Below are 16759 nucleotides of genomic sequence, written 5' to 3'. Positions count from 1 at the left end.
TCGCTCAGTAACTTTTCCTATAAATTCTTCAGCGCCAGCAATCGTTCCCAATGATCGCTCACGCCATGTTCTGCAAGCGCAAGTAGCTTTTCTGCATTTGCAGGATCTTGTTTTGTGAGTATGCTGAAGCGTGTTTCATTGTAAAGAAAATCTTTCAGCGGCAACGTTGGCTCTTTGCAATCAATCGTGAATCGTTCTCCTTTTGGTTTCAACGGATTGTATCGGAACAGTGGCCAGTATCCTGATTTCACTGCGTTCATCTGGTGTTCTGCTCCGTGCACCATATCATACCCATGCGCAATGCAATGACTGTAAGCAATTATCAAAGATGTTCCGGGGAATGCTTCCGCCTCCTGAATGGTTTTAACCGTATGCGCATCGTTTGCTCCCATGGCAATTTGCGCCACATACGCTGAGCCATGCGCAATTGCCTGCAATGCTAAATCTTTTTTACCACTCGCTTTTCCGTTCACAGAAAATTTTGCACTTGCGCCAATTGGAGTAGATTTAGATTTTTGTCCGCCCGTATTGGAATAAACTTCTGTATCCAGCACTATGATGTTCACATTTTCTCCTGTGGAAAGTACGTGATCCAATCCACCAAAGCCGATATCGTATGCCCATCCATCACCTCCGATTATCCAGTGTGATTTTTTTACAAGATGATCAGCAAGGTAAGTAAGCTGTTTCATTGCAAAATCATTGCTTGAAGAAATCAATGCTCTCAACGATTTTATTCTTTCGCGCTGCTTACGAATTCCATCTTCGGTACTTTGATCTGCATTTAGAATTTCATCCACAAAACTTTCTCCAACAATATCACGAATGCTGTTCAGAATTGTTCTTGCCATATCGGCTTTTTTATCGTACGCCATTTTTATTCCGAGTCCGAATTCCGCATTGTCTTCAAACAGGGAATTTGCCCAAACCGGTCCGCAACCTTCGTTGTTGGTTGACCAGGGAGTGCTTGGCAGATTTCCTCCGTAAATGGAAGAACATCCTGTAGCGTTGGCAACTATCATTTTATCGCCATACAATTGCGAAAGCAATTTTACATAGGGAGTTTCTCCGCAGCCGGAACAAGCGCCTGAGAATTCAAATAATGGCTGCAGCAATTGCGTTCCTTTCACCGTATTTTTATTTACACGCGAACGGTCAATTTCAGGAAGTGATAAAAAGAAATTCCAGTTCTTGATTTCAGTTTCCTTAATTGGAATCTGCGAAACCATGTTGATGGCTTTGTGCCCGGGTTGAGCTTTGCTTTCTACAGGACAATATTCTACACATAAATTACATCCTGTGCAATCTTCTACAGCAACCTGCAATGTATATGCTTCCGTCTCTTTTAAAAATTCTTTTCCTATCGGAGTAGTATGTTTGAAATCTTTTGGGGCATCTGACAATTTAGTTTTATCATACACTTTGCAGCGTATTGCTGCGTGAGGACAAATCAAAAAACATTTTCCGCACTGAGAACACAATTCGGCATCCCATTGAGGAACCGAATCGGCTATATTTCTTTTTTCCCATTTGGTAGTTGCAACAGGATAGGTTCCGTCAATAGGGAATGCGCTCACCGGCAATTCATCCCCTTCAAACATCATAATCTTCGCCAAAACATTTTTAACAAAATCAGGCGCGGAATCTGACACTATATTTTCTCCGCCAATATTTCCGGTTTTAAATTTTGAATAGTCTATCTGGTGAAGATTGGCAATTGCTTTATCAACGGCATCAAAATTTTTCAGTATTACTTTTTCACCTTTTCCCGAATACGATCTCTGGATTGCTTCTTTGATACGCATTATTGCATCTTCTTTCGGCAAAATTCCTGCTATGGCAAAGAAACAGGTTTGCAAAATAGTATTCACTCTTGAACCCATTCCCGCTTCGCGCGCAACCTTAGACGCATCCACTACATAAAATTTAATTTTCTTACCAATAATTTCCTCCTGAATATGTTTCGGAAGTTTATTCCACACATCTTCCTTGTCAAAAGGCGTATTCAATAAAAATGTTGCGCCTTCTTCCGCAGTTTTCAGGATATCATATTTGCTGATGAAATTAAACTGATGGCAGGCGATGAAATTTGCGGAACCAACTAAATAAGTCGAACGTATCGGATTTTTTCCGAAACGCAAATGCGAAACAGTGAGCGAACCTGATTTTTTTGAATCGTAAACAAAATATCCCTGAACATGATTATCGGTTGTGTCTCCAATAATTTTTATTGAGTTCTTGTTTGCGCTTACGGTTCCATCGGCACCTAAACCATAAAACAATCCTCGAAATAAATGTTGTTTCTCCAATGAGAATGCCGGATCATATTCTAAACTCAGGTGTGTGATATCATCTTCGATACCAACAGTGAAATGTTTTTTAGGAACAGCTGCATTCAATTCATCAAACGCAGCTTTTACCATTGCAGGAGTAAATTCTTTCGATGCCAAACCGTAACGACCGCCAATGATAAGAGGCATCTGCCTTCTTTCTCCTTGGGTTTCCTCCCTCTCCTTTGGAGAGGGCTGGGGTGAGGCAAGGCTTTCAGCAATTGCAGAAACTACATCCAGATAAAGCGGCTCTCCAATGCTTCCGGGCTCTTTGCAGCGATCAAGAACCGCAATCTTCTTTACTGATTTTGGAATTGCATTTACAAATGCTTTCACATCCAGCGGGCGGAACAAACGCACATAAACGTATCCGACTTTTTCTCCATTCGCGTTCAAATGATCCACCATTTCGTGAACGGTATTTGAACCCGAACCCATAATCACAATGATGCGGTCAGGATTTGCATGCCCAACGTATTCATAAAGTTTATATGATCTTCCTGTTAGTTCAGCAAAACGTTTCATCGCGTCATTCACAGCGATGGGAACATTTAAATAATATTTATTGGATGCTTCTCTTCCCTGAAAGAACACATCCGGATTTTGCGCAGTGCCACGGATTGAAGGTTTTTCTGTAGACATGGCACGGCTGCGATGCATGAGAAGATCGCCTTCGTCAATCATTTTTAAAATAATATCATCCGTGATCACATCCACTTTCATAAGCTCATGCGAAGTGCGGAATCCATCGAATATATTCAGGAACGGAACTTTGGAACGAAGTGTAGCTGCCTGCGCAATCATCGCCATATCCATCGCTTCCTGCGCATTGCGACCAAATAACATTCCCCATCCTGTCTGGCGAACAGACATCACATCGGAATGATCACCAAAAATGGAAAGGGCATGTGTAGCAAGTGTTCGTGCAGCAATATGAAAAACGGTAGGCGTTAACTCACCGGCAATTTTGTACATGTTCGGAATCATCAGCAACAAACCTTGCGAACAAGTGAACGTGGAGGCAAGCGCGCCTCCTTGCAAAACTCCGTGAATAGCGCCCGCAGCACCCGCCTCACTTTGCATTTCCATCACTCGCGGAACTTCACCAAAAATATTTTTCTTTCCCGCAGCCGACCATTCATCGCAAAATTCTCCCATAGTTGAAGAAGGAGTGATAGGATAGATAGCACAAACTTCACTGGTTCTGTAAGCAACGTAAGCGGCCGCCTCGTTGCCATCCATGATTTTCATTGTGGATTTCATGCCATAAAATTAACTCTCAAATGTAGAAGGGGGGATAACTGCATTCTATGACGATGGTCATATTTCAGTGATGTTATTGACATATATAATATGAATGATTTGTATTCGAAGCAGGTTCCCTTTCTAAACAAAATCTTTCGTCAGTTTTTTTTCAAAAGGAGGAGAATAAATTTCTATGAAAATTATGACGCAAAACATAAATAATATTGAGATAAATCATTGTCTATGATAATTTATCGCAACATATTTGTGTCGAATTTAAAACCACATCAACCAAAAATCCTATACTATGAAATCAACATTTATCATCGCGCTCCTTTCCGTCTGTTCTTTAAAATTATTTTCACAGGCACCCTCTGCTGCCACAGGGCAGACATTATTCGCTGCTAACTGCACGGCTTGCCACACCGTTGGAAAGGGACGAATAGTAGGTCCTGACCTGAAAGGTGTTCATGCAAAATATCCTGAACCTCGTTTAATAAAATGGATAAAATCCTCGCAAACACTTGTCAAATCCGGAGATGCCACGGCCGTTGCATTATTTAAAGAGTACAACAATATTCCAATGCCGGATTTTACTCAGCTTTCAGATGCTGATATTAAATCCATTCTTGCTTTCATTAAAAAAGAAAGCTCTGCAGGCACATCAACTGCAAGTACAAAATCAGTAAAGTAAATCCACAATAATTATGGACATATCAAGAAGAAAATTTCTACGAAGCACCGCTCTTTCAAGTTTGGGCACTATTGCGCTCTCCCAATTACCCTTGGAAGGATTCAGTAAGGCATTTGCTTTTTTCGATCCGATGGATATAAATAATCCGCTTGCAGCATATCCTAACCGCGATTGGGAAAAAACATATCGTGATATGTGGAAACATGAAAGTGAATTTACTTTTCTGTGTGCTCCAAATGACACACATAATTGTTTGCTAAAAGCACATGTTAAGAACGATACCATCGTTCGTATTGCTCCAAGCTATGGATTTTCAAAAGCAGAAGACCTACAAGGCAACGTAGCATCGGCAAGGTGGGAGCCACGTTGCTGCCAAAAAGGATTGGCATTGCATAGAAGATTTTACGGTGACAGAAGAGCTAAATCTCCTGTTGTTCGTGAAGGATTTTTGCAATGGATAAAAGACGGTTTCCCTCGTGAGAGTAATGGTGCGGCCCCGAAAAAATATTTTGAAGGAAGAGGCAAGGAAGCATTTATAAAAATTACATGGGAAGAAGCATCGGAATATGCAGCAAAAGCTTTACAAAATATAGCTACTACTTATAATGGAGAAAAAGGAAAGAAGTATTTAGAAGAGCAGGGATATGCAAAAGAAATGGTTGAAGCAACTCATGGAAAGGGGGTTCAGGTACTGAAGCACAGAGGTGGAATGGCTGCTTTGGGTGTTACACGGATTTTCGGGATGAATCGTTTTGCGAATTCACTGGCATTGCTTGATGCGAAAATAAATAATTGCAGCGCAGATGAAGCAAAAGGTGCAAGGGCCTGGGATAGTTATGCCTGGCATACTGATTTGCCTCCGGGTCACCCCATGGTTACCGGACAACAGACAGTAGACTACGATTTAGTTTGTGTGGAGCATTCCGACAATATTATTGTTTGGGGAATGAACTGGATCACAACAAAAATGCCGGATGCGCATTGGCTAACTGAAGCAAGAATGAAAGGTGCAAAAGTTACCGTGATTGCGTGTGAATACAGCGCCACCGCAAATAAAGCAGACAATGTATTGATCGTTCGTCCCGGAGTTACTCCTGCATTAGCACTTGGATTTACAAATGTGATCATCAATGAAAAATTATTTGATGCAGAATACGTAAAGAAATTTACCGATATGCCATTCTTAGTTAGAATGGACACCAATCAATTTTTAAAACCAACGGAGGTAATTAAAGAATATCAAAATAAAGATATTGTTGATTACATCCATGTGATAAAAGCGGATGAAAAACAAACTCCAATGGCGAAGCAAGGTGGGGCATTCGTTTCCGAAAAAGACAGAAAAGACTGGGGAGATTTTATGATATGGGATGAAAAATTAAATGCTGTTACGCCAATTGGACGCGATGATTATGGTAAAAAGATGAACGACAGAGGAATTTTCCCGGCATTGGAAGGGAAATACAAAGTAACCTTAGCCGATGGAAAAGAAGTGGAAGTACGTACTGTTTTCGATTTGATCAAACAGTATGTAAATGAAAATTATTCTCCTGAAATTGTTTCTGATTTAACATGGGCTCCTGTCGAAGGAATTAAAAAAATCGCAAGAGACATTGCAAAACATTCCGGCAAAACATTATTTGCAATGGGCATGGGACCTAATCAATTTTTTAATAATGATTTAAAAGACAGAACAGTTCTGATGCTTGCTTCTCTTACAAAAAACATTGGTAGAGTTGGCGGAAATGTAGGAAGCTATGCAGGAAATTATCGTGCGGCATTCTTTAGCGGGTTACCTGCTTATATTCTGGAAAATCCTTTCAATATTCAAATGGAAGAAGGAAAACCGGCCGAGGTTAAAAAATATTTTTCATACGAATCGGCACACTTTTTTAACAACAGCGATCGCATGCTGAAAGTGGGCGATAAAGTGCTGACAGGAAACACACACATGCCAACACCCACAAAATCGGTAATGGTTTCCAATGGTAATTCACTGCTGGCTAATAATAAAGGACATTACGAGGCAGTTGTAAATGCGTATCCAAAAGTAGAATTCATTGGTGTGTTTGATTGGTGGTGGACAGGATCTTGTGAATATGCCGATATTGTTTTTGCTGTTGATTCATGGGGAGAATTTAAATCACCGGATGCTACGATGTCAGTAACAAACCCATTCTTATACATTTATCCCAGAACTCCCTTACCAAGAATTTATGATACAAAAGGTGATCTGGAAGCAATTGCGGGGATTGCTAAAGCAATGGCTAACCTTACAGGCGACAATCGTTTCAATGATTATTTTAAATTTTCAAACGAAGGGAAACCTGAAGTGTATTTACAAAGGGTATTTGATGCAAGTCCTGCAACAAAAGGGTACAACGTATTGGAAGTTGAGGCAAAAGCCAAACAAGGAATTCCTTCTTTGTTAATGTCAAGAACGTATCCCAAATTCATAGGGTATGAACAGGTGGAAGAAAGCAAACAATGGTACACCAAAACCGGACGTTTGGAATTTTACAGAGATGAACCGGAATTCTTAGCTGCCGGTGAAAATTTACCTGTACACAGAGAGCCGATTGATTCTACATTCCATGAACCCAATGTTATTGTTTCGAATCCCCATCCCTCTATCAAACCTTCATCACCCGAGAGCTACGGTGTTTCAAGAGAGAATATGTCGGGTGATGTCCGTCAGGGAAGAAATGTTGTTAAACCATGGAGCGAAGAGAAACTAACTAATCACCCATTAACTACAGCCGATAAGGATTATAAATTTATTTTCCACACACCCAAATACCGTCATGGTGCGCATACCACACCAGTGGATACAGATATCGTTGCTGTTTGGTTCGGTCCGTTTGGCGACATGCACCGAGCAGATAAACGCAAACCATTTGTTACTGAATTATATGTGGACATTAATCCAAACGATGGAAAAGCGCTTGGTGTAGAAGACGGGGATTATGTCTGGATGGATGCCGATCCTGAGGATCGTCCTTTCCGTGGATGGCAACAGAAAAAAAATACGGACGCCTATGAACTTTCCCGCTTATTGTGTCGCGCACGATATTATCCCGGAACTCCCCGTGGAGTTCTGAGAATGTGGCATAACGCGTATGGTTCTACTTACGGTTCTATTGCGGGTTCAAAAAACAATCCGACCGGACAAGCAAAAAATGAAAAGACCGGATACCAATCATTGTTCCGAAGAGGATCTCACCAAAGCTGCACAAGAGCTTGGCTGAAACCAACACTGCTTACCGATTCATTAGTGCGTAAAAATAACTTCGGGCAAATGATTGGAAAAGGATTTGAGCTGGATGTTCATGGAGCCACAGGTGCTCCTAGAGAATCCTTTGTTAAAATAACTTTTGCAGAAAAAGGCGGACTTGATGGAATAGGTTTATGGGAAGGTGCAAAAAAACAAGTGCGCCCTACTTATGAAAGTGAAGACTTTAAAAAATTCATGAAGGGTGGTTTTACAAAAATAAAAAGTTCAGCTCCACCGGTTCAGACGCCAAAAGCAAAATAAACACGAGAGAACATAAAAGAATATTAAATACAAAACTATGTCACAAGTAAAAAACTGGCAACTAAACAGGGAGATGCAATATCCCTATGATGACAATCGTCCGAAAAAACAAATTGCCTACATATTCGACACTAATAAATGTATTGCATGCCAAACATGCACAGTTGCCTGCAAAACTACGTGGACATCGGGCAAAGGTCAGGAAACCATGTTTTATAATAATGTTGAAACAAAGCCATACGGAGGTTACCCTTTGAAATGGGATGTGAATACACTCAAAGAAATGGGAGATCAGTCCTGGGATAAAGCCACTAAAACATTTAAAGGAAAAACGATTTTCGAAACTGCTGTTGGAGAAAATGTAAAAGGTTGGAGACCCGAAGAGCGTGATTATGCTTTTCCGAATATGGGTGAAGATGAATGTTCTGCCAATGTAAACAAAGGAGCCTTCTTCAGCGGAATTCATGATACATGGATGTTTTATCTGGCTCGCATTTGCAATCATTGTACCTATCCTGCTTGTCTTGCTGCATGCCCGCGAAAAGCGATTTACAAAAGACCGGAAGACGGAATTGTGCTGATTGATGAATCCCGTTGCAGAGGATATAAAGAATGTGTGAAGGCGTGTCCGTATAAGAAAACTTTTTTCAACATGGTAACCCGTGTTTCAGAAAAATGTATCGGCTGTTATCCTTTGGTGGAACAAGGAGAACAACCAAGATGTGTGCAGACCTGTATTGGCAAAATAAGAATGCAGGGTTTTTTAAGTAAACAGGGAGAAGCAAAAGCGGACAATCCGATTGATCAGCTTGTTCATATCAAAAAAATTGCATTGCCTCTTTATCCCCAGCATGGTACTGAACCAAATGTGTATTATGTTCCACCGATTCATGTGCCGGCAGATTTTTTGAACCAGATGTTTGGACCCGGTGTAGAGCATGCAATCAAAGCTTACAAGGATGTTAAAAACGATAAAGAAGCGCTGGGTGCATTTTTGCTCTTTGGAAATTCTCCAAAAACAATTCATCACTACAAAGTGGAAGGAGATTATACTGTGGGATACAATGAACAGGGCGAAGTGTTAACGAAAGTACCATTCACCGAGCCGGTTTATGTAAGACCATATAACGATGAAAAACACGGGACATTCAGACATAATACACCTTAAAAAAATTACAACTATGAAAACAATATTTTTTTATTGCCTTTTATGTTTCTTAACACAACTATCATTTGCACAGGAAACTCCTAAGAAAGAATCTCCAAAAGTTTCTTACAAAACCGTTGGATCTATAATAATCAGCACACACAAACATAGTGGCACCGAAATGTTTTCAGGATTTCTGAATTTTGGTGGTCCTGCTGTCCGGCTGGATTATGGTAAGTGTGGAATATCCTATGGAATGTTTCCTTCTTTGCGCTTTGTTGAAATCAATAATGAGTTAACGGTCAGTCCTACGCTTGGCACAGGTTTTCAATTAAACTACAAAAAATTTGCGCTGGCTCTGCCAATGTATTATTTGGCAAGCCCCGCCTCTAAAAAAAATATATGGATAATTAGTGTGGGTGTAGGTTATAAATTTTAACTAATCAGAAAAATAAAGTAAGAAACATTTAAAATAGCAGATATGAAAATAAAAAATTGTCTTCTTTTAATTTTTGCCGGCACAATAATTATTTCAAATGCCCAAACCGGATTGACTATCAGTTCGGTGAAAGTAGATTCCGTTTCAAAAAGAAACATAAAAAGCGCTGAGTGGAATAAAGCAACGGCAGTATCTGTGAGCGTTATGCCGCAAAACATTACTAATCCTACACTGCAAAAGCCAAGCATTACAGATGTAAAGGTTAAAAGCATCAACGATGGAAAAACAATTGGTTTTCTGTTGGAATGGACCGACAGCACAAAAGATATTATTGTAGAGACCGACAAGTTTTGCGATCAGGTAGCGATTCAATTGCCAATGGACATAGCACAAAATCCGGTTTTTATGATGGGAAATAAGAACGGAAGAGTGCATATCATTCACTGGAAAGCAATCTGGCAAAACGATGTTGAAAACGGATTCAGAGATGTGAAAGATGCTTATCCAAATTATTGGACTGATATTTATCCTATGGCAGAAAGGCAAGGAGATGGCACCAACGGAAAATTCGCCCGCGACATTTCAGCATTGGACTATTCAAAAGGCATGGGTAAAAATTTCTTACCAGGTTCTTATGCCGGCAATCCTATGTCGCTTTTTGACAGAAAAGATCCATCGGAAGAGTGTGTGGCAGAAGGATTCGGCACGCTCACCACACAGGAAACACAAAACGCATCGGCTTGGGGTGTGTGGGAAAACAACACATGGAAAGTAATTATCGCAAGACCTATAAAATCTACAGACGTTAATGATGCACCCATACCTGACAATACAAAGATTGCATTTGCAGTATGGAATGGAAATACAGGAAATATTGGTGGCAGAAAACATTACAGTATGTGGTCAGATTTAATCATTCAAAAATAAATTCAATTAATTTTAAAAAAATGTACACAACCGAAACCGATATAAAACTTGTGAAAGCGGATTTATTCAGAGTAATAAGCAAAGGTTTTTCTTATCCTGAGGAAAATAATATTGCAGAAATCAGAGAAATAGTTTTCGAATTATCAAAACGAACGGAATTAAATATAGAATACAAAAAATTATTACTGGAAATTCTTAAAAACGCAAATTACAAAACACTTTTGTCAGAATATTCGCGTTTATTCCTGAAAGGCACTGTTCCCGTCTCAGAAAGCACCTGCCTTTCAAAATTGAATTCGGTAACCGATGTAGCTGCATTCTATAAAGCGTTTGGTATGACAGCGAAAAGCGGAGAAAGTCCGGATGCCATTACCTACCAGCTTGAATTTTTGTCATTGCTGTTAGTAAAAATGTCAATCGCAAAAAACAAAGAACAGCTCGAAATCACCAAAGATGCCTACGTAAAATTCATCAACGATCATTTGCTTGAATTCTCCGGTAAATTCTCAGAAAATCTCAGCCAAACTAATCCGAATGACTTCTATTCGGAATTATCTTCTCTTTTAGTAAAACTTATTCATGAGGAGTCGGAGTTTTACGCTGTTAAAAATTAAAGTCCATGATTACCACCATTTTACTTGGCATGCTCGGCACAACCGAAATCATCCTGATTGCTGCCGTTGTTCTTCTTCTCTTCGGAGGTAAAAAAATTCCGGAGCTCATGAAAGGATTGGGCAGAGGAATCAGTGAATTTAAAAAGGCGAAAGACGAAATCGGAAAAGAGACAAATGAAATTTCCAAGATGAATTAAATTCCAATCCGATAATTTAGAACACGTACACTCATAATTCGCCATTGTGTTTTAATGATTTTTGTCATCTATTATCATTAGCATAATCCTCACCTTTGTTTTAAAAATTTTAAATGAAAACGCTTCATGTTTTTATACTAATAATTATTTTTTCAATTGTTGCAATCGGATGTAACAATTTTGACAGCGACAATGTTGTTCAGATTGATTTTTCAAAAACCACAAAGAATGTCAATGCAAACACTGTGAATGATACAGTTTCCCCTCTCCGTGTGGCTGTATCCGCAATGACTTCTCCCAGCGAAACATTTAATTATTATATAGAATTATTTGATTACATCTCAAAAAAAATAAACAAACCTGTAAAATTTGAACAACGAAAAACATATTCAGAAATAAATGAAATGTTAGCCAAACATCAGGTTGATATTGCATTTATTTGTTCCGGAGCATATATAATTAACAAAGAACACTGCGAATTACTTGTCATCCCAATCATCAATGGCCTTCCCTATTATCAAGCATATATTATTGCAAATAAAAATTCGTCCATCCATTCTTTAAAGGACCTTAAGGGAAAATCTTTTGCTTTTACAGATCCATTATCAAATACAGGGAAATTATATCCTGAGCGGAGGATTAATGAATTATTTCATCTGACAGGAAGAGATTTTTTTTCTAAAACAATTTATTCGCATGCACATGATATTTCCATTCAGTTGGTTTCAAAAAATGTGGTGGATGGCGCTTCAGTGGATGGGTTAATATATGACTACGTAAGTAAAAAATCTCATGACAAAATAAAAAATATCCGGATTATTGAAAAATCCGAATACATGGGCATGCCTCCGGTGGTTGTTTCAAAGAACTTTGACAAGGAACTTAAAAACAAAATAGAAGAAATATTTCTGAATATCCATAATGACCCGGAAGGAAAAAAAATTCTTGACGATCTTATGATTGATAAATTCGCATTGACAAGCGATACATTGTATAAAAATATTATTTCTTGCGCTCCTGTTAAACAATGAAAAGAACTTTTATCCCGTTATTCTGGAAGTTCACCATCGGTATTGTTCTGGCTATTATTTTATTCAATGCCATAAACATCCCTATCATCTGGCATACGGTTTCCGGTTCGCTTGAAAGAGAACTTAACCAGCGGGGAGTTTTTATCGCTAAAAGCATTGCTGAAAAATCTTTATCCAGCATGCTGTATGATGATGTTGCTGAATTAAATAATATTATTGACCGCACACGCGGCATAGATTCCAACATTGCTTATATATTAATTTCAGATAATAAAAATAATATCATTGCCCACACTTTTGAAAACGGTATTCCCGCAGAGCTAATCAAGGCAAACTCATTAAAAAATAACAGTGAGTTAAATGTTGTACTAATTCAGGATGAAAATGAAAACAGCAAATATATCCGCGATATTGCTGTGCCGGTTCTTGGCAGTAAAAACGGAACCATCCGAGTGGGGTTGTACGAAAACCAGATACGGAAGGACATTAATTTTACTTACAATTATTTAATTATTGTGCTGCTGCTTTTTTTAATTCTCAGTTTGCTCATTGCCTTCCTTTATTCGTATGTTATTACAACTCCCATAAAATTTATCAGCCAAACGGCAAATGAAATTAATCTGGATTCGCTGCAGGAAATATTAGACAAGAAAATAGTTCTGGAAAAAAGTTTTTCTTTCAAACTCCGCAGATTGTTTTTTTCCCACGATGAAATTGATATTCTCTATAATAAATTTATCGAGATGATTGAACGGCTCGAGAAAACCCATACTGAACTTCAGCAAACTCATAAATCGCTTCTCAATTCTGAGAAACTCGCTTCGGTTGGAATTCTGGCATCGGGCATCGCCCATGAAATAAGCAATCCCATTTCGGGAATCAAAAATTGCATACGCAGAATTTCTTCCGACCCGGTTAATGTTTCCCAAAACATTAATTATTTTACCATGATGACTGAAGCCGCAAATAAAATTGAGAACGTGGTGCAGGGGCTTCTTCACTTTAGTTACAAGCATGAATTTGTTTTAACTAAAACCGATATACACAGTCCGCTTGAACACGCGCTTCTTCTTGCTTCCTATCATCTGGAAAAAAGTAATATCACCACAATAAATAAGATACCCGCTAATCAATTTTTTATTTCTGCCAGTCAAAATCAATTTGAACAGGTGCTGTTGAATCTTCTCATTAATAGTGTAGATGCTATTATCGAGAAAAGAAAAAAAGAAAACAATAACGATGGAGAAATAATGATTTATTGTAAATCGGATTTGGAAAATGTATTCCTATATATAAAGGATAACGGTATTGGCATTCCAAAAGATAAACTGGATAAAATATTTGATCCTTTCTTCACCACCAAACAACCCGGTCAGGGAACAGGATTAGGACTTCCCATTTCCTACAATATTATTAAACAACATAACGGAGAAATAAAAATTGAAAGCGAATACGGTATTGGAACATTAATTACTATTGTATTGCCGGTTTATAAAAATAATTAACGCCATGCCAACTGTTTTTGTTGTAGAAGACGAACGGATCCTCCGGGTTACCATAGCCGATGATTTGCGCGATGCGGGTTATAAAGTTTTTGAATTTGCCGATGCAGTTGCCGCGTTAACCCTGCTTCAGAATCAGGAAGCGGATATTATTATTTCGGATATTAAGATGCCGAGGATGGACGGATTGGATTTTCTGAAACGGGTAAAAGAAATTAATCCCGATATATATGTAGTGATGATGACCGCCTTTGCCACCGTTGAAACTGCCGTGCAGGCAATTAAGTTGGGCGCGTATGATTTTCTGACCAAGCCATTCCCGAAAGAACAGCCCCTGCTCATTATCCAGCGGATTCAGGAATTAAAAACTATAAAGGCGGATAATAAAATTTTACGCACCCAACTTATCGGAGAATATGATTTCTCTTCTTTTATTGGCGATGAAACAGAAACAAAATCCTTGTTTGGAAATGTAAAAATTGTTTCCAACTCGCAAACAACCGTATTGATTTCGGGCGAAACCGGCACAGGAAAAGAATTGCTTGCTAACATCCTTCACTATAACAGTAATCGAAACAAAGAGCGGCTGATAAAAGTAAGCTGTGCCATTCTATCGCGCGAGATTTTTGAAAGCGAACTCTTCGGGCATGAAAAAGGCGCTTTTACCGGAGCCGATAAAATTAAAATAGGACGGTTTGAACTGGCAGATAAAGGAACTCTTTATCTGGACGATATTGACGATATGCCGATGGATTTGCAGGTGAAACTTTTGCGCGTGCTCGAACAAATGGAAATTGAAAGAGTGGGCGGAATGCAAACCATCAAAATAGATGTGCGGCTGATTGCTTCTACAAAACATGATTTAAAGAAATTAGTGGGCGAAGGAAAATTCAGAGAAGATTTATTTTTCCGCCTGAATGTTTTTCCCATTCACCTGAAACCCCTGCGCGAAAAAAAGGGAGATATAGTTTATTTATTAAATCACTTTATAAAACAATTCAGTGGCGGAAAAGAAATTAAAATGGAAGAGGAGGTGTTGCAGCTATTAAAAAAATATAACTGGCCCGGCAATGTGCGCGAACTGAAAAACCTTGTAGAGCGGATTGTTTTGCTGGCGCAGGATAATAAGATTACCGCTTCGTTAATTCCCATTGAAATTAAATATGAAGACAAAGCCATTTTAAAAACACTGCCCGGAGATAAACCGCTGGATGAACACCTGAATGATATAGAATATTATTTTATTATCAAAACACTTGAAAAGTGCGGAGGCAATAAATCAAATGCCGCAAAACTGCTCGGGCTTCCGCTCTCCACGCTGCGAACAAAAATGGAGAAACACAAAATTCCGTTTTGAAAAAAACGTTTTCCCGCCAATATTAACGGAACTCCGCTATTATTTCCTCTCCAGATTTTTCTTCCTTCCCGAAGGAAAAAAAATATTTTTCGTTTTAACTAATCCACATTCAGCAATTTACAAATAAGCTGACGTGGTTTAGTTCAGCATTCGGCTTTTTCTGGCAAAACTATTGCACATACTGTTGCCCCTGCGCATTTTTAGAAACAGGACAAGCGAAAGCAGAAACAGGACAAGCGAAAATCGGAACAGGACAAGCGAAAGCAGAAGCAGGACAAGCGAAAATCGGAACAGGACAAGCGAAAGCAGAAGCAGGACAAGCGAAAATCGGAACAGGACAAGCGAAAGCAGAAACAGGACAAGCAAGAATCGTAAAAAAAAACATGACATCCTCATCAAAAATCAGCTCACCAAACAATAATCAATCTTTGTAATAAATGTCAGGTTCACAAAAAACATTCGAAACCCGCATCGGCAGATACAAAAATGCCGATACCCTCATTCAAAGCTGGGCAGATTACAAACCAAGCAGCGAACTGCTCAGCAAAAAAAGCAACACCGCTTTTATTGCCAGCGTTGAAAAAGCAAATAACAGCGTAATCACCAAAAAACAACCAGTTGACGAGCAAAAAGCCGCCCGCAAACTGCTCTGCTTCACCGAAGCGCTCACCAACCCCAACTGTGCCGAAGAACGCATAGCGCGCGTGCTCAGTTATTTGAGCGGAGAACTGGAAGAAGGCAACACCACCGTGCACGCCATCCGCGCCATCCTGAAAAAAATACGCCCCAATTATCCGGGCGCAGCCAGCAAACGCGTTTTTAAAATAGCCCCAAACAGTTTTTTGAACATACCCAACGTGGCGGCAAACAGTGCGGCAAAAAATACAGGCGATACCGATTTATCATGGGCGGAAGAAACCACCGGGCAGCCCGCAGAAATCATTCACCCCGCACAAACCGCCACCATTGCCCCGCATGGCGGAACCATAACCATTAAAAATCTTTCTGCCGATAAAAAAGGAAAAATACAACTCACGATTAACACCGGAAAAGAAGTGCTCCCATCGCGCATGGAAAAAACCTACGCCAGCATTCCCGGTCTGTTAACCGATGTCATTTCACACATCGAAGGGCTTAACCCCTCATTCTCCTACAATCCGCCCGATGACAAACTCACCACAGCCGAACTCAAAAAACTAAAAGCCGAAATAGAAAAACTCAACAGCCAGCTATCCGCTTCAATGGATGTGTATGGCACCGCCCACCGCGACCGCAAAAAATTATATGACGGAACCATCGGAATGAGCGAGCGCATCCGCCTCATCAAAAGCTACCTCGGCAGCTTTACAGGCGGAAAAAAATCAGAACACTACATAGAATTTTCGCAAGCCATAAAAGGAACCTAAATGACCAATGACGAAAAAAGAAAAATATACTAAAGTTATCTGCGAATACGAATTTTTACGAATGTACGAATATGGGAATGGTTTTTTTTCATTCGTAAATTCGTTTTTGATTCGTATTCGCAGATGAAACAAACTTTCGGAAACCTGACTACCGATGGTATAAAACAACAACCAACAAACCAATAAAACAATCCAACCCAATGAAAAAACAAACTAAAACAAATTTGAGAATGAGTCAATTTGAAAATTTGAAAATGATTTCATCTTCAAATTATCACATCTTCAAATTATCAAATTGGCTAATCATCGGTGTAATCTGTTTTTCTTTAATCGGT

13 protein-coding genes are annotated in these 16759 nt (G+C 39.3%); 11 read left to right on the top strand and 2 right to left on the bottom strand.

Annotated elements, in window-relative coordinates; translation table 11 throughout:
* Window positions 1-17: 17 nt before the first annotated feature.
* The gene (gene nifJ / locus HY841_08410; protein ID MBI4930770.1) at window positions 18-3593 is read right to left on the bottom strand and encodes a pyruvate:ferredoxin (flavodoxin) oxidoreductase; all 3576 of its coding nucleotides are present in this window, start codon (window positions 3591-3593) and stop codon (window positions 18-20) included.
* 289 nt (window positions 3594-3882) lie between these two features.
* Here nifJ and HY841_08405 point away from each other — a divergent pair, with 289 nt between their 5' ends.
* From HY841_08405 to HY841_08360, 10 genes are all read left to right on the top strand, one after another.
* Window positions 3883-4269 carry a cytochrome c gene (locus HY841_08405; GenBank protein ID MBI4930769.1) on the top strand — a complete coding sequence of 129 codons (387 nt, stop codon included), beginning with the start codon at window positions 3883-3885 and terminating at the stop codon, window positions 4267-4269.
* 13 nt (window positions 4270-4282) lie between these two features.
* Window positions 4283-7804: a molybdopterin-dependent oxidoreductase gene (locus HY841_08400; GenBank protein MBI4930768.1), complete on the top strand. Its 3522-nt coding sequence runs from the start codon at window positions 4283-4285 to the stop codon at window positions 7802-7804.
* A 37-nt stretch (window positions 7805-7841) separates the two neighbouring features.
* The gene (locus HY841_08395) at window positions 7842-8972 is read left to right on the top strand and encodes a dehydrogenase (protein MBI4930767.1); all 1131 of its coding nucleotides are present in this window, start codon (window positions 7842-7844) and stop codon (window positions 8970-8972) included.
* A gap of 13 nt (window positions 8973-8985) precedes the next feature.
* Entirely contained in the window at window positions 8986-9390 is a 405-nt protein-coding gene (locus tag HY841_08390) for a hypothetical protein (GenBank protein ID MBI4930766.1), read from the top strand.
* 42 nt (window positions 9391-9432) lie between these two features.
* Entirely contained in the window at window positions 9433-10317 is an 885-nt protein-coding gene (locus HY841_08385; GenBank protein ID MBI4930765.1) for a hypothetical protein, read from the top strand.
* 20 nt (window positions 10318-10337) lie between these two features.
* Entirely contained in the window at window positions 10338-10931 is a 594-nt protein-coding gene (locus tag HY841_08380) for a molecular chaperone TorD family protein (GenBank protein MBI4930764.1), read from the top strand.
* A 5-nt stretch (window positions 10932-10936) separates the two neighbouring features.
* Window positions 10937-11128, top strand: a complete 192-nt coding sequence (locus tag HY841_08375) for a twin-arginine translocase TatA/TatE family subunit (protein ID MBI4930763.1) — start codon at window positions 10937-10939, stop codon at window positions 11126-11128.
* 113 nt (window positions 11129-11241) lie between these two features.
* Window positions 11242-12159, top strand: a complete 918-nt coding sequence (gene phnD / locus HY841_08370) for a phosphate/phosphite/phosphonate ABC transporter substrate-binding protein (GenBank protein ID MBI4930762.1) — start codon at window positions 11242-11244, stop codon at window positions 12157-12159.
* The gene (locus HY841_08365) at window positions 12156-13664 is read left to right on the top strand and encodes a two-component sensor histidine kinase (GenBank protein MBI4930761.1); all 1509 of its coding nucleotides are present in this window, start codon (window positions 12156-12158) and stop codon (window positions 13662-13664) included. Before phnD ends, HY841_08365 begins: the two co-directional genes overlap by 4 nt.
* Before the next feature lie 4 nt (window positions 13665-13668).
* Window positions 13669-15018: a sigma-54-dependent Fis family transcriptional regulator gene (locus HY841_08360; GenBank protein MBI4930760.1), complete on the top strand. Its 1350-nt coding sequence runs from the start codon at window positions 13669-13671 to the stop codon at window positions 15016-15018.
* A 169-nt stretch (window positions 15019-15187) separates the two neighbouring features.
* On the opposite strand, the gene HY841_08355 is transcribed toward HY841_08360, so the two are convergent.
* Window positions 15188-15403, bottom strand: a complete 216-nt coding sequence (locus tag HY841_08355; protein MBI4930759.1) for a hypothetical protein — start codon at window positions 15401-15403, stop codon at window positions 15188-15190.
* 52 nt (window positions 15404-15455) lie between these two features.
* Here HY841_08355 and HY841_08350 point away from each other — a divergent pair, with 52 nt between their 5' ends.
* Window positions 15456-16424, top strand: a complete 969-nt coding sequence (locus tag HY841_08350; protein ID MBI4930758.1) for a hypothetical protein — start codon at window positions 15456-15458, stop codon at window positions 16422-16424.
* Window positions 16425-16759 lie beyond the last annotated feature (335 nt).

It is taken from the genome of Bacteroidota bacterium, from assembly GCA_016213405.1.
Lineage (GTDB): Bacteria > Bacteroidota > Bacteroidia > Palsa-948 > Palsa-948 > Palsa-948.
The sequence above is the reverse complement of the archived record's forward strand: the minus strand, read 5'-3'. Positions and strand labels throughout refer to the sequence as shown.

Excerpts from the sequence above, each read along its gene's own strand:
- nifJ (MBI4930770.1), bottom strand. The coding sequence starts at position 3,593 with ATGAAATCCACAATGAAAATCATGGATGGCAACGAGGCGGCCGCTTAC.
- HY841_08405 (MBI4930769.1), top strand. The coding sequence starts at position 3,883 with ATGAAATCAACATTTATCATCGCGCTCCTTTCCGTCTGTTCTTTAAAA.
- HY841_08400 (MBI4930768.1), top strand. The coding sequence starts at position 4,283 with ATGGACATATCAAGAAGAAAATTTCTACGAAGCACCGCTCTTTCAAGT.
- HY841_08395 (MBI4930767.1), top strand. The coding sequence starts at position 7,842 with ATGTCACAAGTAAAAAACTGGCAACTAAACAGGGAGATGCAATATCCC.
- HY841_08390 (MBI4930766.1), top strand. The coding sequence starts at position 8,986 with ATGAAAACAATATTTTTTTATTGCCTTTTATGTTTCTTAACACAACTA.
- HY841_08385 (MBI4930765.1), top strand. The coding sequence starts at position 9,433 with ATGAAAATAAAAAATTGTCTTCTTTTAATTTTTGCCGGCACAATAATT.
- HY841_08380 (MBI4930764.1), top strand. The coding sequence starts at position 10,338 with ATGTACACAACCGAAACCGATATAAAACTTGTGAAAGCGGATTTATTC.
- HY841_08375 (MBI4930763.1), top strand. The coding sequence starts at position 10,937 with ATGATTACCACCATTTTACTTGGCATGCTCGGCACAACCGAAATCATC.
- phnD (MBI4930762.1), top strand. The coding sequence starts at position 11,242 with ATGAAAACGCTTCATGTTTTTATACTAATAATTATTTTTTCAATTGTT.
- HY841_08365 (MBI4930761.1), top strand. The coding sequence starts at position 12,156 with ATGAAAAGAACTTTTATCCCGTTATTCTGGAAGTTCACCATCGGTATT.
- HY841_08360 (MBI4930760.1), top strand. The coding sequence starts at position 13,669 with ATGCCAACTGTTTTTGTTGTAGAAGACGAACGGATCCTCCGGGTTACC.
- HY841_08355 (MBI4930759.1), bottom strand. The coding sequence starts at position 15,403 with ATGTTTTTTTTTACGATTCTTGCTTGTCCTGTTTCTGCTTTCGCTTGT.
- HY841_08350 (MBI4930758.1), top strand. The coding sequence starts at position 15,456 with ATGTCAGGTTCACAAAAAACATTCGAAACCCGCATCGGCAGATACAAA.